The 18,033-nt window shown below is 64.4% G+C and carries 13 protein-coding genes; 5 read left to right on the top strand and 8 right to left on the bottom strand.

Features of this window, described 5'->3' with window-relative positions:
* Nucleotides 1–18 precede the first annotated feature (18 nt).
* From W911_RS06105 to W911_RS17220, 4 genes are all read left to right on the top strand, one after another.
* The gene (locus W911_RS06105) at nucleotides 19–1,041 is read left to right on the top strand and encodes an efflux RND transporter periplasmic adaptor subunit (RefSeq protein ID WP_023786651.1); all 1,023 of its coding nucleotides are present in this window, start codon (nucleotides 19–21) and stop codon (nucleotides 1,039–1,041) included.
* On the top strand, nucleotides 1,038–4,250 hold the full coding sequence (locus tag W911_RS06110) for an efflux RND transporter permease subunit (RefSeq protein ID WP_023786652.1): 3,213 nt from the start codon (nucleotides 1,038–1,040) through the stop codon (nucleotides 4,248–4,250). The genes W911_RS06105 and W911_RS06110 overlap by 4 nt, the downstream gene beginning before the upstream one ends.
* 263 nt (nucleotides 4,251–4,513) lie before the next feature.
* A complete protein-coding gene (locus W911_RS06115; protein ID WP_023786653.1) occupies nucleotides 4,514–4,858 on the top strand; it encodes a hypothetical protein in 345 nt (114 codons plus the stop codon).
* A 267-nt stretch (nucleotides 4,859–5,125) separates the two neighbouring features.
* Complete coding sequence (locus W911_RS17220; RefSeq protein WP_023786655.1) at nucleotides 5,126–5,770, top strand: SH3 domain-containing protein; 645 nt, start codon at nucleotides 5,126–5,128, stop codon at nucleotides 5,768–5,770.
* A 71-nt stretch (nucleotides 5,771–5,841) separates the two neighbouring features.
* Here the strand turns inward: W911_RS17220 and W911_RS06125 are convergent, their stop codons facing one another.
* The 5 genes from W911_RS06125 to W911_RS06145 all read right to left on the bottom strand — a co-directional run bounded on the left by W911_RS06125 (nucleotide 5,842) and on the right by W911_RS06145 (nucleotide 15,117).
* Nucleotides 5,842–9,780: a translocation/assembly module TamB domain-containing protein gene (locus W911_RS06125; protein ID WP_023786656.1), complete on the bottom strand. Its 3,939-nt coding sequence runs from the start codon at nucleotides 9,778–9,780 to the stop codon at nucleotides 5,842–5,844.
* The gene (locus W911_RS06130; protein WP_144083538.1) at nucleotides 9,780–11,642 is read right to left on the bottom strand and encodes an autotransporter assembly complex protein TamA; all 1,863 of its coding nucleotides are present in this window, start codon (nucleotides 11,640–11,642) and stop codon (nucleotides 9,780–9,782) included. Before W911_RS06130 ends, W911_RS06125 begins: the two co-directional genes overlap by 1 nt.
* A 233-nt stretch (nucleotides 11,643–11,875) precedes the next feature.
* Nucleotides 11,876–12,655, bottom strand: a complete 780-nt coding sequence (locus W911_RS06135) for a cobalamin-binding protein (RefSeq protein WP_023786658.1) — start codon at nucleotides 12,653–12,655, stop codon at nucleotides 11,876–11,878.
* A gap of 32 nt (nucleotides 12,656–12,687) precedes the next feature.
* Nucleotides 12,688–14,136 (bottom strand): DUF4332 domain-containing protein, encoded by a 1,449-nt coding sequence (locus W911_RS06140; protein ID WP_023786659.1) that lies wholly within the window; start codon nucleotides 14,134–14,136, stop codon nucleotides 12,688–12,690.
* A 102-nt stretch (nucleotides 14,137–14,238) separates the two neighbouring features.
* Nucleotides 14,239–15,117 (bottom strand): alpha/beta fold hydrolase, encoded by an 879-nt coding sequence (locus tag W911_RS06145; RefSeq protein WP_023786660.1) that lies wholly within the window; start codon nucleotides 15,115–15,117, stop codon nucleotides 14,239–14,241.
* Nucleotides 15,118–15,169: 52 nt separating this feature from the next.
* On the opposite strand from W911_RS06145, the gene W911_RS06150 reads away from it, so the two are divergent.
* Nucleotides 15,170–16,018, top strand: a complete 849-nt coding sequence (locus W911_RS06150) for a fumarylacetoacetate hydrolase family protein (protein WP_023786661.1) — start codon at nucleotides 15,170–15,172, stop codon at nucleotides 16,016–16,018.
* Between the two features lie 84 nt (nucleotides 16,019–16,102).
* Here the strand turns inward: W911_RS06150 and W911_RS06155 are convergent, their stop codons facing one another.
* From W911_RS06155 to W911_RS06165, 3 genes are read right to left on the bottom strand one after another with little or no spacing between them, the layout of a single operon-like run.
* The gene (locus W911_RS06155) at nucleotides 16,103–16,870 is read right to left on the bottom strand and encodes an energy transducer TonB family protein (protein WP_023786662.1); all 768 of its coding nucleotides are present in this window, start codon (nucleotides 16,868–16,870) and stop codon (nucleotides 16,103–16,105) included.
* A 27-nt stretch (nucleotides 16,871–16,897) separates the two neighbouring features.
* The gene (locus tag W911_RS06160; RefSeq protein ID WP_023786663.1) at nucleotides 16,898–17,350 is read right to left on the bottom strand and encodes an ExbD/TolR family protein; all 453 of its coding nucleotides are present in this window, start codon (nucleotides 17,348–17,350) and stop codon (nucleotides 16,898–16,900) included.
* Nucleotides 17,350–17,838, bottom strand: a complete 489-nt coding sequence (locus W911_RS06165) for a MotA/TolQ/ExbB proton channel family protein (protein WP_244438617.1) — start codon at nucleotides 17,836–17,838, stop codon at nucleotides 17,350–17,352. Before W911_RS06165 ends, W911_RS06160 begins: the two co-directional genes overlap by 1 nt.
* Between the last annotated feature and the right edge of the window lie 195 nt (nucleotides 17,839–18,033).

Here is an 18,033-nt window from a genome sequence, read left to right on the forward strand (position 1 = left end):
GCCAAAAAAGGATGTTTCATGATTCCGTCTGCCGGAACGGCGTGGGCGTGCGCTGCCCTTGTGCTCTCGGCCACAGCCGTGACGCACGCGGCGGAGCGCGGTTCGGGCTCCTCGTTTCCGATCTTTGCCACGGAGGTCGACGATCTCAAGTCGGTGTATGCCACTGTCCGGAGCCGGGATCTCGTTCATGCCCGTGTGCGTACGCCGGGGACGGTCACGTCCTTGAAAATCGACGAGGGCGATGCCGTTCGGCAAGGCCAGGTGCTTGCGCTTGTTGTCGATCCCAAGATCGCGCTCAAGATCGAAGCGATCGAAGCGCGGATCGTGGCCGCAAGCTCTCGTGTCGAGACATCGCGCGTCGAGCTTGAGCGAGCGACGACGCTGCTTCAGCAGCGCGTCTCGCCGCAATCGCGCGTGGATCAGGCGCGGACGGCCCATGACGTCGCAGTGAACGATTTGAAGGCGGCGCAGGCCGAGCGCGCGGTGGCGGAAACCGAAATCGAAGAGGGCGAGGTGCTGGCTCCAACGTCTGGCCGCGTTCTCAAAGTTCCGGTGACCGAAGGCAGTGTCGTGCTGCCGGGAGAGAGCGTTGCGACGATGGCGGCCGGTGGCTATCTCCTTCGTCTCGAACTCCCGGAGCGGTATGCTCGTTTCATGAAGGCGGGCGATGCGGTTCTTTTGGGCGCGCGTGGTCTCGGGCTTTCGGAGGCGGCGCTGAAGACAGGCCGTATCACGCAGGTCTATCCGCAACTCGAAAACGGACGTGTTATCGCGGATGCGGAGGTTGCAGGCCTCGGCGACTACTTCGTCGGCGAGCGTGTGCTGGCATGGATCTCGGCCGGAAAGAGGCGCGCCTACGTCGTTCCGCGCGCCTACGTCTTCCGTCGTTTCGGGCTCGATTTCGTGCACCTCGAAGGGGAGAGCGGGAGGTTCACAGATGCCGTTGTGCAGACGGGCCGCTCCGTCCGGGGTGAGGACGGACGCGAGGATGTCGAAATCCTGGCGGGCGTGACCGCAGGCGACCGGCTGGTGCAGCCATGACGCCCAACAGCCGGCTTGGCGTCTCGGGATTTTTGACGCGGGCATTTATTCAATCCCCGCTGACGCCGCTCATTCTGCTGGCCAGTTTTGTTCTTGGCCTGATCGCGCTCGTGGCGCTGCCGCGCGAAGAGGAGCCGCAGATCTCCGTGCCGATGGTGGACATCCTCGTGACGGCGGACGGGCTCAAGGCGGACGATGCGGTGAAGCTCGTGACCGAGCCGCTGGAAACCATCGTCAAGGCCATAAACGGGGTCGAGCACGTCTATTCGAATACGGATGACGATCGCGTTCTCGTGACCGCGCGCTTCTTCGTCGGAACATCTCAAGACGATGCAATCTTGCGCGTACACGAGAAGGTGCGTGCCAACTACGATCGCATTCCGCTCGGAATCCCGGAACCGCTGATCGTCGGGCGCGGTATCGACGATGTCGCCATTGCGACGCTCACCCTCGCGCCCAAGCCGGGCGTGGAGCGTTACGAGGACAACGCCCTCTTTCATCTGGCGGAGCGCCTTCAGGTCGAACTCGCGAAGCTCGACGACGTCGGGCTGACTTACATCGTCGGCGGCCGTCCGGACCAGATCCGCGTTGAGCCGGTGCCGGAAAAGCTTGCTCTCCATGGCGTGACGCTTTCCGAACTCGTCGCCAAAGTTCGCGATGCGAACCGCTCTTTTCTCGCCGGGCGCGTGCGCGAGCAGGGTCAAAGCCTCGCAGTGGCTGCCGGGCAGACGTTGGCGGGTGTCCCCGACATCGGCCTTTTATTGCTGACGACCCGCGATGGCCGTCCCGTCTATGTGGGCGACGTGGCCAATGTCGTCGTCGGCGCGAAGCCGCTCGAACATCGCGCATGGCACATAACGGCTGAGGACGATGGTAAGCTTCGCCGCGTTCCGGCCGTCACGCTGGCGGTGGCGAAGCGGGCGGGAGCCAATGCGGTGGTTCTCTCGGCGCGTATCCTTGAGCGCGTGGAGGGCCTCAAGGATCACCTTCTGCCCGCCGATGTCGAGGTGGTCGTCACGCGGAACTACGGGGAGACGGCGAACGAAAAGGCAAACGAGCTTCTCTTTCACCTCGGGTTGGCGACGATCTCGATCGTTCTTCTCGTGGGCTTGAGCATCGGCTGGCGTGCCGGGGCGGTCGTGCTCGTGGTCATCCCCGTGACGATCCTGCTTACGCTGTTCGCCTCCTGGCTTCTCGGATACACGATCAACCGCGTCAGCCTTTTCGCGCTCATTTTCTCCATCGGGATCCTGGTGGACGACGCGATCGTCGTCATCGAGAACATCGCGCGGCATTGGTCGATGGACGATGGCCGCAGCCGGATCTTCGCCGCCGTCGACGCGGTTGCGGAAGTGGGGAACCCCACCATCTTCGCGACGCTCACCGTCGTCGCGGCGCTGTTGCCGATGCTGTTCGTTTCGGGCCTGATGGGGCCCTACATGAGCCCCATTCCTGCGAACGCATCTGCTGCCATGGTGCTGTCTTTCTTCGTTGCGGTGATCGTGACGCCATGGCTGATGGTGCGGCTCAGCGGCAACGGTGGCGGCCATTCGGAAGAAGGAGATCGCGGAGGATGGCTCGGCCGGAGTTATGAGGCGGTCGCGCGGCCGCTCATTGCCACACGACGCAGGGCGCTTCTCTTCCTTCTTGCGGTGGGCCTTGCGACGCTTTTCTCGCTCGTGCTGTTCGCCACCAAATCGGTGACGGTCAAGCTGCTTCCGTTCGACGACAAGTCCGAAATTCAGGTCGTGGTCGATCTCCTCCCCGGTGCGAGCTTGGAGGATACGGATCGGGTTCTCGCCGCGGCGGCGGAGCGTCTTCAGAATCTCGACGAACTCGTGTCCATCCAGGCATATGCCGGCACTGCGGCACCGTTCAACTTCAACGGTCTCGTGCGCCACTCCTATCTGCGCAGCGGGGCGCATCAGGGCGATCTGCAAGTCAATCTCGCGCACAACGACGAGCGTCAGCGGACCAGCCACGACATCGCGCTTCACGCACGCCAGTTGCTGCGAGACTTGCCGGTGCCGGAGGGGGCCGTCATGAAGGTGGTCGAAGTGCCTCCCGGTCCGCCGGTTCTCGCGACGCTGCTTGCCGAGATTTATGGAGCCGATGCCGAGCAGCGCCGGGCGGTGGCGCGCGAGATTCGAGAGATCTTCCGAGCGGTGCCCTATATCGTCGATGTGGATGTTGGGTTTCGCGAGGGTGCTCCACAACTTCGAATCGCGATCGATCAGGACAACCTCGAATATCATAAGGTCGAGCAGCGGGACGTCTACGATACGATCTCCACCTATCTGGGCGGCGTCGCCGTGGGATATTCCCATAAGGGCGGAGGCCGTCATCCGGTCGAGATCGCCGTTGGGCTACCTAAGAACGATCTTGCCATCACGCAGGCCGCGCTGTCGACGCCGGTTCCGGCCAATGCCCTGCCGGGGGAGCGCGGAGTCGTGGAACTCGGCGACGTTGTGACGATCTCCCGCGAGGAGGCCTCTCCCACGATCTTCCGGCGGAATGGACGTCCGGCAGAGATGGTGACGGCGGAGTTGGCGGGTGCGTACGAAGCGCCGATCTATGGCATGATTGCCGTGCAGGCCCTGATCGAAAGCAAGGATTGGGGGGCGCTTCCGAAGCCGGAGGTGCGCTTTCATGGCCAGCCGGACGGCGAGGCGGGGCCCGTGCTGCTCTGGGACGGCGAATGGGAGGTGACCTACGTCACGTTCCGGGACATGGGCGCGGCGTTCGCGGTGGCGCTGCTCGGGATCTACGTTCTCGTTGTGGCACAGTTCCGCTCGTTCACGCTGCCGCTCGTCATCCTGACGCCGGTGCCACTCACGCTGATCGGGATCATGATCGGCCACTGGCTGATGGGCGCGCCGTTCTCGGCGACGTCGATGATCGGCTTTATCGCGCTGGCCGGCATTATCGTGCGCAACTCGATCCTGCTCGTCGATTTCATCCGGGAGCGCCGGACAGGCGATGTTCCGTTGCGGCAGGTTTTGCTGGAGGCGGGCGCGATCCGCTTCAAGCCGATCCTGCTCACCGCGCTCGCGGCCATGATCGGAGCCGCGGTCATTCTCGCCGACCCGATCTTCCAAGGGCTCGCCATATCGCTGTTATTCGGTCTTCTGTCCTCGACGCTGCTGACGGTGCTCATCATCCCGGCCGTCTACGTTGCGTTGCGCGACGATGGACGGGGGATTTTTTGAAATAGTGCTGTAATTTCAAAGCCTCGCCGTGGGCGTCGGGAACCATGTCCGGGGCGGCAGGCTTGAATGAGAGAGCGTCTTCAGCCGGCAAATCCTTGCCCCGTCATACGGTGGCCGCAGAGGCATAGTTGTATGGAGCCGAATCCCAAACCGTTTCCAAGTCCCGTTCATATTGGGTTCAACTGTCCGGACCTAGGAAACGGTATCTTTTCAGACGTCGTGTATCAGGTGGACATCCGACAAGCGAAGGAGCGCACCGTCAAATGAAGAAGTATCTCGCAATCGCACTGGCCTCGTTTGGCCTCGTGTTCGTTTCCGTTAGCCCCTCCAGCGCCGCGGGTGCGCTCGGGAGCGGTGCTTCGTCCGTCGGCAAGGCCGCTGCCATCGAAGGTACGGCAGTCCATCAGGTTCGCCGCCGGCATCGTGGCCGCAATGCAGCCATCGGCATTCTCGGTGCGGCTGCGGCTGCCGCCATCATTTCGGAAGCCGCGCGTGCCGAAGATCGCCGCGACTATCGCCGCGCGCGTTCGAGCTGCCGTTCGCTCGATTATCGCTGTGCCAACGGTTCGCGTCGTGCGTGCCGCGATTTCGATTACTACTGCGATTAATCGCGACGTTTCCATCGCGTCATGGATGGATGGCCGGCTCCGTATCGCGGAGCCGGCCTTTTTTCTTGCGAGGCAGCGAGAGCTGCTCCGTCTTCTTTTCGAGGTTCAAGGCGCGCCGCGGCGCACGCTCAGTGTTCCGCCGCTCCGCGGCAAGCCTTCTGAGACTCCCTAAATTTGTCCGGGCTACACATTGCCCATCGAGCGCCATCATCACGCCGTTGTTTATCGTGATCTCCTGTTGGTGTGAACTTGTTCAACGGAGCCTGCATGAGAGCATTTAAGATCATCGGTGCCGTCGTCGCGTTTGCGGCGATGGGCATCGCCGCGGCGCAGGCAGCGCCCGGATACTCGACCGTCAATTTGAACCTCAGGACAGGTCCGGATACGGAATTTCCGCGCGTCGACGTTATTCCGGAAGGCGATCCTATCGAAGTGCTGGGCTGTCTGCGCGACGAATCCTGGTGCGATATCGTCTGGGACGGCAATCGGGGCTGGGTGTTCAGCGAATACATCGCGCTGGATCATCGGGGCGACTATGTCCCGCTGCCCGATGTCGGTCTCTCCGCATTCCGGATTCCCGTGGTGCGGTTTGCAGCATCGGATTACTGGGGCCGCCACTATGTCGGCCGTCCCTGGTATTCGGAGCGTCAGCGCTGGTATCGCCACACCCCGCGTGTCCGTCAGGGATGGCGTGCACCGCCTTCGGGCAAGCGTTCGCCGGGATGGTGGCGCTCGGGCTATCAGGCCCCCAAGGGTATGCGTCCGCCGGAGCGTGGCTGGAAGCGTCCGGATCGCCACAGGGGCGGTGCGCAACAACATGACAGGCGTCAGGGTGACGGACGTCATCATGAGCGGCGCGACGGAAGAGGCGATAACCGCCACGATGGACGTCACGATCACGGGCGCCGCTAAACGCACGCTCGCGTAGCAGTCGAAAAGGCCCGGATGGCAGTTTCGCCATCCGGGCCTTTTTCATTTAGAGCTCAGTAATCCCATTCGAAGCCGATGCCGATCTTGCTTTCGCCGTCTGCGCCGAGTTCGCCACGGGCTTTCAGGTTCTTCGTCAAGTCGTGGTCGATGACGACCTGGCTCGATCCGGCGGCCGTGCCTTGCCGCACACCGACATAGGTGCTCTCGTTCACGTAGCTGCCGGCCGACACGGTGGCCGCGCCTTTGCTGTCGGTTCCGATATCGAGCACATCGACGCCGACGGACGCCTTGAGTTGGTCGAGAACGCCCGGTCCGCTCGATAGCCCTCCGATCTTGTCGATCTCGCTTGCGAGCTGGGCGAGTTGCATCGGGGAGAGGCCGGCGAGATCCTTGTTGTACAGCAGGCGCGCGACCACTTCGTCTTCGGGAAGTGCGGGCACGGATGAGAACGCGAACTTGGGGTCGGCGGACGAGCCCGTCACGCTGACAATCACGGTTACATCGCCGGCTTGCGCGGCTGCTTCCATATCGAGCAACGGTTCTAGAGATCCGTAGAAATTGATGTTTCCACGCCGGAAATCGAGCTGCCGCCCGAGAATGGCGAGGCGTCCGCGTTCCATCGAGAATGCGCCGTTTGCGATGGGGTGGGCAGCCGTTCCGCCCAGACGGAGAGCGCCGCCGAGTTGAACGTCGAGGCCGCGCCCCTGCACGAAAATGCGGTTGGCGGCATTCAATTGAATGTCGAGCGCGACTTGCGATCCGCCTCTTCCTCCGGGCTTTTCGGCGCGTGCCTCGTCTTGGAGACGAGCCGGAGCATTGACGTGGCGAATGTCGAGTGCCGAGATCGAGCGCGGCAGAGCATTTGGCACGGTGACGTCGAGCCGTGTGAGCTTGATCGCGCCGGAAGCGGCGAGATCGTCGGGTGTGCCGCGGATTTCGAAGCGTCCGTCCAGTTCGCCCGCCATGAGGCGACGGTCGTCGAAGCGCAGCGCGGAAACGTCGAGCGCGACGGCGAGCGCCGGCGGCGCGCCGTCCTGGCCGAGCGTGAGGTTTCCGGTGGCGCTCAATGTGCCGCCACGTTCGCTCGTGGCCTCCAGTCGCTCGATGACGGCGCCACGCTCGCTCAAGCGGATGCGCGCCGTCACCGGCTTCAGTGCCAAGCCACTTTCAGGATCGCGGACGGTCGCATCGTCGATGTCGAGGGCGGCGGCGAGAGACGGAGCGTCGAGCGTGCCGGTGACATTGCCGGAGAGGCGTGCTCGTCCTGAGATGCGCGCTGCACGTTCGGCCAGCGACGCGTTGGCGAGCGCGAGCGGGATGTCTCCCGATAGCGTCGCCGTGAGCTGGCCGCCCGGCGAGAGATCCAGCATGCCCTGTGTCGCGGCGACGAGATTCTCCGGACCCCGCGTTTCGATTTCGCCTTCGATGCGATTGTTCGCGAGCTTTGCGGTAACTTCGACCGTCACCGGCGGAAGGGCGTTTCGCGTGGACGCCGCAGACGCGTTTCGCCATATCGCCTGCGCGCTTGCACGCGGTTTGTCGGATGTGCCCGCGATGTCGATTGTGCCGTCGATTGTGCCACCGAGGCCGATCTCGGGCGCGAACGCGTTTGCGACACTGGCCGGGAGGCTGGCGATGCGTGCCGCGATATCGAGTTTTCCAGCGCTGGCCGTTCCACCGATGTCGATGCGGCCCGATCCGACCACGAACGCGAGCTTGCCGATGCGTGCTTCGCCGTCTGCGAGTGCGATGCGTGCCGGTTCCGCCAGGACGGCGGTGAGCGTCTCTTTTCTCAGCGTCGATTTAGAGAGAGTGATGTCGTGCCCCGTGCCGGTCGGTGCGAGCGTTCCGCTCATGTCGAGGCCTGCGCCGTTCGCCTCGCCCGTGATCGCGACATCGGTAGTTTGTCCGTGCCCGCGCGCAGTGAGGCGGATGTTTCTGGCGTCGATACCGCCCGTGACGGCGGCCACCGTCAGCTCGGCATTGCCTTCGATGTCGTCCGAGAGTTCGTCGAAACGACCTTTGGCTTGAAGGGCCTTCAAGCGCATGTCGCCGTAGCGGATGGCGGCGGACTGTGCGTCGAACGCGAGCGCGGGTTCATTCGGTGCGTCGCTTAATGCGAACGAGGCCGTCAATGCGCCCTCGACCGTTTCGTTCAAAATAGCGCCGAGGGCCGTGAGGTTCGGAGCGTCGATGGCGATGCGGCCGGAAGGCTTGCCGTTATCGCTTACGGCGAGATCGCCTGTCAGGCGTATGTCTCCCAGCGAAACGTCGAGGTTTTCGACGGTTGTTGCTCCGTTCGGCGCGGTTGCGAATTGGCTTTGGGCGACAAGTGACTGGCCCGCAATGCCGGCGCGGGCGTCGAGCTTGCCGGAAAACGCGTCGGCAGATTTCTTCCCGAAAAGCTCGGCCGAAGGGTTTGCGACTGGGTGTCCGTGGAGGGTGGCGTTTTCGGCGGAGAGAGAGACACCGATGTCGAGGGCGTCGGCAGGGCCCCTCAAGCGTGTGTGAAGTGTCGCTGCGCCTGCTAAGGGTTCTGCAAAGCGTGCGAGATCGGGGAGGTGCGCCGTGATGTCGAGCGAGAGCGTGTCGCCGGAGGTTGTGCCTTCCATTGTGCCTGTAAGGCCGTCCGTCGCGAAGGCGAGGTTGAGCCGGTCCGAGGCCGCGCTGCCGGTGACGTGAATGTCGATGTTGTGCGGTTCATGGCCTGGGGCCCGATGCAGCTCCGTTGCGGCGAGACGCATGTCGATGTCGTCGAGGCGCCAGACGTCGGCCTGTTGCTGGACGGCGGACGCATTCAGGGAAAGGCGGCCCACGGTTCGCCCTCCGTGCGCCACATCCGATGCCGCGATGTTTGCGGTGACGGCGCGCGCCGTTGCGCTTTTCGGAACGAAGACGCTCAGGTCTGCCCTCGCGAGCGTTACGGCTTCGCCGCCTTCAATCGGGAACGCCAGCGGCTCTCCATCCGCTCGGCCGATGCGGGCCGTTACCTCGCCGAACGCTGCGGTCGTCGCTGTGTCGATCCCGCCGTTTCCCTGGAGATCGAGGGCATCGTTCGTGAGTTTTGCCTGCTCGATGTCGAGCCGTCCGTCGGTCCAATGTCCGCTCAAGAGGCCCGTCGTTTTTCCTGCGGCGAGCGCTACGGCCGGGTGCGGCGTGAGCGGCGTCAAATAGCCCTCGAACTGTGCTGCGAAGTCATGTCCGCCATCGCGCTCGTCGATGAGGGCGTTGCCAGCCACGAACGGTGTGCCGGATGCCGCGAGAGACCACTTGGCGCGCCAAGCGTCGAGAGGTCCGCGGCCTTCGAATGCGAGGTCGAGCGTTGCGCCGTCGAGTTCAAGGAGGCGGGCTACGAGCCCGTCGCCGGGTTCGGAGGCTGCGACGGAAACATCGAGATCCCGTGTTTCCGGACGATACGTGAGGTGAACGGTGGCCGTTCCTCCTGGGCGGTCGAGGCGGCGGATGGCGAGATGAGCACCAAGGCCCTGCGTTGGATCGACGAGGTGCGCGTCAGCTTTGGCGTGAAGTTGCAGCGGTTCGCCCGTCACGGCTTCCGCGATGTTGATTTCGCCAATCTCGAAGCGTGCGAGTACGAGGCGGATGAGCGGGAGGCTCGTCGATCCGCTGTCCGTTTTCTTCTCCGCCTGTTCCGGCGGACGCGCGACGTCGACGGCGTCCGCCGTCAGGTTTTCGATGTGGAGACGTCCGGAAAAAAGCGCGAGAGGACGCCAGGAAAACGCAATGCCGCGGATTTCGAGCCAGGCGCCGCTGCGGTCGGACAGTGCGATGCTGTCGATGCTGCCGTTCGAAAACAGCGATCCTTCAAGCGTGCCGAAGCTGATGGCGCTGTCGGAGGACGATGCCGCCCATGAGGCGATTTTCAGTGCGGAGCGCTGGCCGGGACCCGTTGCGAGCGAAGCGGCCACAAGCAGCACGGACAGGCCGCCTGCTATCGCGAACCTTCCAAGCCATTTTACGATCCGCTTCTTCATCAGAAGGCCTGCCCGAGGCCGACATAGATTCCGAAGTCGTCGCGGCCGTCCTTCTCGGTGAGCGGCAGGGCCACGTCGAGGCGCACGGGGCCGAGGGCCGTGAAGTAGCGCAGGCCGATGCCCGCGCCCACATAGGTCGCGTCGGAAAACGTCGGAAATGCGTTGTCGGAAACCGTGGCGATGTCGATGAAGGGAACGATGCCGATGGCTGGCGTCACGCGAAGTCTCAGTTCGAGCGAAGCCGCGAGCAGCGAGAGGCCGCCGGTGACGCGGCCAGCCTCTATCGGTCCCAGACTGCGGTATTCGTAACCGCGCACGGAACCGCCGCCGCCTGCGAAGATGCGGTCCGTCGCAGGGACGTCCGCCAGGGATGCGCCGGCCACGCTTTCGAACGAGACGCGGCCCGCGAGGACGGCGCGGCGCTCTTCGTCGAAGGGCAAATAGCTCGCGGCCTGCACGCGGCTCGCCACGTAGGCGTTCGAATTCGCGACGTCCGCCGACGGCGTCACGCTTGCGAGCGCGTGGAAGCCGCCTGTCGGGTCCATGCGATTATCGCGGGTGTCGTAGACGAGATCGGCTGGCAGCGAGAGCACCGAGAAGCTCCGCGTGCCGAACGCATCCTCGATCCGAGACTGGCGGCCCGACACCGCGATCGAGCCTTCAAGATCCGGATTGAAGCGGTGTGAGAGACCGAGCTTTACGAAACCGGCATAGCTCTCGTAAGCGTCGGGCGCTTCGCGCTCCAGACGGAATTCCGCGAACAGGTCGGTGTCGATGTCGAGGATGCCGGGTTTCGCGTAGACGGCGCCTGTGCGGTATTCGAGCCCGTCCCATCCATCCGTTCCGATGCGCGCGACGGACGCGTCGATGCGCAGCCGCTCGCCTTCGCCAAACAGGTTTCGGTGGCCCCAATAGGCGGTGAACTCCGTACCGTCGAGCGTGGAAAGTGCGGCGGTGCCGCCGAAATAACGCGGCTTTCTTTCGCTCACGTCGAAGGTGATCGGAATGGCGCCATCGGGACCCACTGCGTCGCCTTCGATGATGCGCACGCTTTCGATGCTTTCGAGTTTACGCAGGCGTTCGCGGGATTTCGTCAGATCCGCGGGGTTGAAGGGGCGGCCCGGTTCTATGGCGCTGTAGTCGGCGACCTTGGCGCTCGACAGCTCGTGCGAGCCCACGACGTTGACCCAGCCGTACACCGCCGGATCGCCCGGTGCGATTTCGACATCGACGCGGACTTCGGCCGTGGCATGGTCCGCTGTGATGTCGCGATGGGCGACCTGCGCGAACGGATAGCCCGCGGACCGCCACTCTTCGACCAGCTTGTCAATAGCGGCTGCAATGACGGGGGGCCGCGCCGGTTCGCCCATGATGAGGCCGTAGACCTCCGGGTTCATGGGCGGTGCGACGGGCGTCGGGATCGTCTGCGTGAACGACATCAGACCGAAGAGGAATGCAGGCCCGGGCTCGACGGCGATGCGGACGGCCGCCGGTGCCGCTTCGTTCGTATCTTCCGTGAGCGCCGCGAGAACGTCGTCGAGCGCTGTGCCGTCGATCTCGATGGACACGATCGCGGCGAAACGGCCTTCGGATTGGAGCGCCGCCGACAGCCTGTCCCGATCCGCCCGGGCGCGCGCGACGAGAGACGCGCGGTCGGGCGCGCCAGTCTTTTGCTGTTCGATGAGCAGCGACGTCTCAGAGATCGCGGCCGTGAGGCCGGTGTCGTCGTTTTCGACGTCGATGGCGACGGAATAGGCGACGCCGTCAACGACGGGCTCCGCTCCAAACAGACGCACGCCGAACACTTCCACAGCCTGAGCCGAGGGCGTGCCGAGCAGCACCAGAAGGAGGCAGAGAGCCAAGGCCCCTCGCGTGAGGGCGGCGGCTTTCAGAGCATCGAGCAACGTGCGTCGTCCGTATCGTTATGTCTTTGGGACTCAACGCAAACTCATACGCCCTCACGTGTGCCGAAACGCCGGGTGGCACGCTGTTGCGCATCCTATCAGACAGGTGCCGCAGATGACACCCGCGATGGCATCCTGTTGATGATGTTGACCTCGCGGCCACAGTATCGATCTGCCGGTTCCTGCTGGGCTCAGGCCAGGGCTGCGCGAATCGCATCGAGGCCGTCCGTCAGCGCTGCGGGGCCTGGCTGCAGGATGATCGGAGATTTGATCTCCACGATGCGGCCTTGTTGCACGGCCGGAATTGCGCCCCAACCCTCGCGGCTCGCGATGCGCTCGGGGCGGACCTTCTTGCCGCACCAGGAGGCGAGGATGACGTCGGGAGCGCGGGCGATGACGTCTCCCGGTGCTACGATGCGATCTTTCGCGGCGGCGCGCGCTTTGAGATCGGCGAAGATGTCGGTGCCGCCCGCGATCTCGATCAGCTCCGACACCCAGCCGATGCCGGAAATCAACGGATCGTCCCACTCTTCGAAGTAGACGCGCGGGCGATGGGGACGTTCGGAGGTTTCACGGGCGATGCCGGCGATGCGTGCTTCGAGCGTGCTGGCAAGGGCGTCCGTCTTTTCGGCGCAACCGATCAGGGCACCCAGCGTGCGAATCATAGCGAAGATGCCCGCGAGATCGCGTTGGTTGAAAAGGTGGACGGCGAGACCGGCGCGCGCGAGATCCGCGACGATGGGGGCCTGAATGTCGGAGAATGCGAGGACGAGATCGGGTTTGAGCGCGAGGATCTTTTCGACGTCGGCCGATGTGAAGGCCGAGATGCGCGGCTTTTCCTTGCGCACCTGCGGAGGGCGAACGGCATAACCCGAGACGCCCACGATGCGATCCTGCTCACCGATCAGGTAGAGCGTTTCCACCGTCTCCTCGGTGAGGCACACCACTCGTTCTGCCGGATAACGCCTCATGCCCTCGCTCGTCGTCGGAACTTGCAGTCAGATCAGGCGGCGCGGCGGGCTTCGCTCGCTGCATTCAGCCAGCCCTTGATGCGGCTCACATCGGGCGGCGCGCCGTCGCGCAGCAGGCGGCGCCCGGCCGATGACGTGGCAAAGGCCAGAACGTCCGCGCATAGCTTATCGGCGTCCGCAGATGCGAGGCTTTCTCCTGAGCGATAGCCCGATTGCGCGAGCAATTCGGCGTGCGTGCCGCGCAGGCCCGGAACATCCAGCATCAGGCGGCACTGATCCTGCCACAGCGTGATTGTACTGGCGCTGACCCAACGCGACGACATACCCGCCGCAACGGTTGCGGCATCGGCGGCGAGGAAATCGGCGACGGTCTTGATGCCGAGCGGCGCCATGCGCTGGGCGGTGCGCGGTCCGATGGACGGCGCGCGCTCGATGTCATCGCTCAGTGCAAGATAGGGCCGCAGGTTGGCGGGCGTTTGAGCGGATAGCGGTCGAGGCGATGTTTTTGCGACGGGCGCGGTCTTCGTCGTGGCGAGGGCCGTGGCGCGGGCAGCGGCCTGTTGTGCTGCGCGTGGGGCTTCCACCTCCTTCGCGTAGAGTTTGCCGATGACGCGGTCGTCTTCGGGCAATGTTGCGTCTACGCGGCCGGTGGTCATCAACTCGTCGTACATCGCTTCGACGACACGGCGGTCCTCGGCATCGGCAAGGCGCTTGGCAAGCGTTTTCGCAGGGATCTTGATCGCGGCCATGATCGTGTCGAGGCCGAGCGAGACTTCAGGCGGCGTTGCGCCGCTTTCCGTCAATGCGCGGTCGAGCACGGTTGCGAACGCGGACGCGGCATAGACGACGAGTTCCGACAGAATGGTGCGGCTCAAGTCGTCGAGGCCCGCAGGCGGGTCGGTTACGCCGAGATGCAGATCGTAATGCACGATCAGTTTTTCGTAGTGGACGTTGGCTTTTTCCGCGCTGCGGCAGACGAGTTCGCGCAGCCAGCCTGGGTCTTGTCCGGCTTCCACCTCGATCTCGCCGTGGGCCGCGAGGCCCTGCGCCCGCAGGTCGTTGTACGATCTCGATATCGACCATTCGGCCGCGCGGTGGACGCTGTTCTCGGCTTCGGACTGCCCTGTGTGGAAAGGCTGCACGGGATCGGTGACGTAGTGGGAGAGCACGCCCGCGCTCCACACCGCCTCCTCCCAATCGCCGCGCGCGAGCGCATCCACAACGAGGCCGTACCATTTCTCCGATTGGCCGAGCGCGCCGCCCCAATAGTTGTCGCGAACGTGGAGGACGTGGTTCTTGAAGTCCTTGAACTCGTTGTCCGGCGCCTTCGCGCCCTGCATGTAGATTTCTGCGTGCTTCAGGAACAGGCGGCGCCAGCCCTCGGCGTCCGCGTTTTCAAGCGAGCGCAGCGCATCGAGCGCCAGTTTGTGATGCGTGCCCGTGGCGTGGGCGGCGTAGACGATCCGGAACAGCAGGGACATGCGTCTCCCTCTCGGCAGCATGAGCAACTCTCTCAAGCTTTTTTGGGCCGAGTCGGGGCGTCGGGTGAAGGCTTGGGGAGGCTTCGGCTGTGCATGAGGTGGCTAGAGGAAGCTCAAAAGCGCCTCAAGCGTCTCTTCGGGGGCTTCCTCAGGGAGAAAATGGCCGCAGTCGAGGGCGCGCCCCGTGACCTCTGCCGCCGACTTTTTGCGCCATTCGGCCAGCACGTCGAATGTCTTGCCGACGATGCCGCGTTCGCCCCAGAGCACGAGCAGCGGCATCGTGAGCTTCCGGCCGGCAGCATCGCTTTCAGCGTCATGCGCGAGGTCGATGGTGGCGCCCGCGCGGTAGTCCTCGCAGGTGGCGTGAACGGCCATCGGGTCGAAGAACGACTCAACGTAGTGGCGGAGTATCCGTTCGTCGAACGCGCCATCCGTGTGGCACCACGATGCAATGGTGTGGCGGATGTAGCGGTGCGTGTTGTTGACGATCATCCGCTCGGGAAAGTCTGCGGGCTGGATGAGGAAGAACCAGTGATAGTACGCGGTCGCGAAGGCTTTGTCGGTGGCGGCGTACATCGTGTCCGTCGGACAGATGTCGAGGAGCGCCAAGCGCTCGACCGCGTCCGCACGATCGAGCGCGAGGCGGTGGGCGACGCGGGCGCCGCGGTCATGGCCGACGAGGCGGAAGCGCGGGAAGCCGAGTGCGCGCATCAGGGCCACCTGATCCGCAGCCATCGCGCGCTTGGAATACGTCTCGTGATTGCCGCCGCCGGGAGGTTTGCAAGATTCGCCATATCCGCGGAGATCGGCTGCAACCACGGTGAATTTCTTCGCAAGAGGCCCGGCGATCTTGCGCCAGCAGGCGCGGGTTTGCGGGTACCCATGCAGCAGAAGCAGCGGCGGGCCTTCGCCGCCCACGTAGGCTGCGATCTCAATGCCGTTGCCCACCGGGATGGTGTGTGATGTAAAGCCCTCGAACATCGGCGGCCTCCTGCTGCCCAGCATACCCACAGTGTAGAATCGGGGAGATCTCATGAAGCTAGTACGGTTCGGAGCCATCGGTGCGGAAAAGCCCGGCCTCGTCGACGCGGATGGAAAGATCCGCGATCTCTCGGCGCATGTGGCCGACATCTCGGGCGATACGCTGGGAGCCGAAAGTCTCGCGCGCCTCCGGACCATCGATCCCGCATCGCTGCCGCTTGCGCCCGAAGGCGTGCGCCTCGGTGCGCCGGTTGCGCGTCCGTGGAGCTTCATCGCCATCGGTCTCAACTACGTCGATCACGCAAAGGAAACGGGACAGGAGATTCCCTCCGAACCGATCCTCTTCAACAAGCTCGGCAACACGGTTTCCGGCCCGTTTGACGACGTGATCTATCCCAAAGGTGCGAACCGCATGGATTGGGAGGTCGAGATCGCCTTCGTCGTCGGCAAGCGGGCACGCTACGTCGAGGAGAAAGACGCGATGGATTACGTCGCGGGTTATGCGGTCTGCAACGACGTCTCGGAGCGCCGCTTCCAGTCGAAGCGCAATGGGCAGTGGGTGAAGGGCAAGGCGTGCGAAACGTTCGGTCCGCTCGGCCCCTGGCTCGTCACGACGGACGAGATCACCGATCCGCACAACCTTTCGATGTCGCTCAAGGTCAACGGCGAGCTAAAGCAGACGGGCTCGACGTCGACCATGATCTTCTCGATCCCGTATCTCCTCTCGTACATCTCGCAGTTCATGGTGCTCGAAGCGGGCGACGTGGTGACGACCGGCACGCCGCCGGGCGTCGGCTGCGGAATGAAGCCGCCGCAGTACCTCGTGGCGGGCGACGTGATGGAGCTTGAGATCGAAGGGCTCGGCCTGCAGCGCCAGACGGTGGTTCCGTTCACGGGCTGATCGAACGAGCAGAGTGGCAGGCTATCGTTGGCCTGCCGCTTTCAGTACATCGGCGTGTCCGCGATCCCGTGCGAAAAAGCGGGATCAGCGTACCGAGAATTTGAACGGTACGGAGACGACGAGCGGGCCGTCGTTTGCTTCGTTCGGCATCGGCGGGAACGGGGCGGCGCGCGTGATCGATTCGATGGCGGCGTTATCGAGGATCTGATGGCCGGAGCTCTTCGCGATCTCGCTGGAGAGGAGCTCACCCTGCTGCCCCACCGTGAAGCGCACGATGACGGTTCCCACGCGCTGGGAGCGTGGGCTCAGCTTCTTGCGCGCAATGTGGGAATAGAGCCGGCCGCGATAGGCGGAGATCGCGGTTGCCCGCCCGCCCTGCTGCTTGGTGCCCGTCGCGCGCTGTTCTTCGACGGACATTTCCGTTTGTTCGATGACGGCGACCTGCTCGACCTCCTGGGTCTCTTTGATCTCGTCGGGCTCGGTCTGCTCGACCACCTCATCCGGCGTTTCGCGCAGCTCTTCCGGCTCGGGCGCGAGGACGACCTCTTCTTGTGCGGGGCCGAATTCGGAGCCGATGACGTGCGGGACGTCTTCCGCGGGCGGGGGCGGCTTGACCTCCTCGATGGGCGCCGCCGCCGCGAGCATCGGCGGAGGCGCTTCCACGGCTGCGATGTCGATTTCCGCGTCGCCCATGCGCGCGAAGCCTTCGAGCGCGATGCCCTGCTCGACGACGAACGTATCCTCACCGGACCCTTCGTCGAGCGCAGCCCCGCCCGGCGAAATCAGCAGCATGCCGACAAGGGCGCCGTGCAACGCAACTGAGAACAGCCATGTGACGGCGCGCAGGGTCATAGGGGAAACCGGCTCTTCATCCTGTACTTACTGCTGCATATCCGAGGCTTTTGGCTGGGACAGCAGCGACACCCGTCCGTATCCGCTTTCGCCGACGCGCCCGAGGACGTCCATCACGTCTCCGTATGCGTTTTTCTTGTCGGCGCGGACGTAGACCACGGCGTCGCCCTCGGTTTCGCGCAGTGCGCGCAATTTCGGCACCAGCCCGTCCTGCGTGACCTGCTCGTCGCGCACATAGAGTTCGCCTTCTCCGGTGAGGGACACCACCATCGGCTTCTGGGCCTGGCTGACGCGCGTTGCAGCCGTGCTCGGCAGTTCGAGCGGAACGCCGGCGATCATGAGCGGTGCGGCGACCATGAAGATGATCAGTAGCACGAGCATCACGTCGACCATGGGCGTGATGTTGATCTCGGCGACCGGGCGATAGCCGCCGTCGTCCTCGTCGCCAGCCGGCGCGCCGTTTCCGACCGACATGCCCATTACAAGGACGCTCCCGCGCGCAGCGGTTCGGCGCCGCCAGCGCTTCGCGCCTGCGTATCGGATTGGGGTTGCGAGAGCCGTCGCGCGAGTTCGGTGATCGTGGTGTTGCCGCGGTTCGCGCCGCGCCCGAGCGAGACGGCAATCTGGTTGTAGGCCATGACCGCCGGGATCGCGGCCGCGAGGCCGAGGGCGGTGACGAAGAGGGCTTCGGCGATGCCGGGCGCGACGACCGCGAGCGACGTATCCTTCTGCGAGGCGATGGCGGTGAAGCTGTTCATGATGCCCCAGACGGTACCGAACAGGCCGATGAACGGCGCTGCGGAACCCGTCGTTGCGAGGAAGGGCAGACCCGCTTCGAGCCTTTGCAGCTCTGCTTTGAGAGCGCCCCGCATGGAGCGTTCGAGCCGCGCACGCAGATCCGTGCGCGACTCGTTGCGCGATGCGCCTTCGTTGGCTTCGCTGTGGGCGGCGGAGAGGAGCGTGCGCACCAGCCCGCGGGGGCGTCGGTGAGCGTGTCGTTGCCGACGGTGCGCTCAAGGCGTTTCAGCTCACGGCGGAGCTTTGCCAGACGAACCGCCTTTTCGAAAATGATCGCCCAGCATGTCACAGACAGAACGACCAGGATCAGCATCACCGCCTTAACAACCGGGTCGGCGTCGAAGATGAAGTCCCAGATCGAAAGA

It is taken from the genome of Hyphomicrobium nitrativorans NL23 (assembly GCF_000503895.1).
Lineage (GTDB): Bacteria > Pseudomonadota > Alphaproteobacteria > Rhizobiales > Hyphomicrobiaceae > Hyphomicrobium_C > Hyphomicrobium_C nitrativorans.

Coding starts and splice junctions, on each gene's coding strand:
- W911_RS06105 (WP_023786651.1), top strand. CDS start 19: ATGATTCCGTCTGCCGGAACGGCGTGGGCGTGCGCTGCCCTTGTGCTC.
- W911_RS06110 (WP_023786652.1), top strand. CDS start 1,038: ATGACGCCCAACAGCCGGCTTGGCGTCTCGGGATTTTTGACGCGGGCA.
- W911_RS06115 (WP_023786653.1), top strand. CDS start 4,514: ATGAAGAAGTATCTCGCAATCGCACTGGCCTCGTTTGGCCTCGTGTTC.
- W911_RS17220 (WP_023786655.1), top strand. CDS start 5,126: ATGAGAGCATTTAAGATCATCGGTGCCGTCGTCGCGTTTGCGGCGATG.
- W911_RS06125 (WP_023786656.1), bottom strand. CDS start 9,780: ATGAAGAAGCGGATCGTAAAATGGCTTGGAAGGTTCGCGATAGCAGGC.
- W911_RS06135 (WP_023786658.1), bottom strand. CDS start 12,655: ATGAGGCGTTATCCGGCAGAACGAGTGGTGTGCCTCACCGAGGAGACG.
- W911_RS06140 (WP_023786659.1), bottom strand. CDS start 14,136: ATGTCCCTGCTGTTCCGGATCGTCTACGCCGCCCACGCCACGGGCACG.
- W911_RS06145 (WP_023786660.1), bottom strand. CDS start 15,117: ATGTTCGAGGGCTTTACATCACACACCATCCCGGTGGGCAACGGCATT.
- W911_RS06150 (WP_023786661.1), top strand. CDS start 15,170: ATGAAGCTAGTACGGTTCGGAGCCATCGGTGCGGAAAAGCCCGGCCTC.
- W911_RS06155 (WP_023786662.1), bottom strand. CDS start 16,870: ATGACCCTGCGCGCCGTCACATGGCTGTTCTCAGTTGCGTTGCACGGC.
- W911_RS06160 (WP_023786663.1), bottom strand. CDS start 17,350: ATGGGCATGTCGGTCGGAAACGGCGCGCCGGCTGGCGACGAGGACGAC.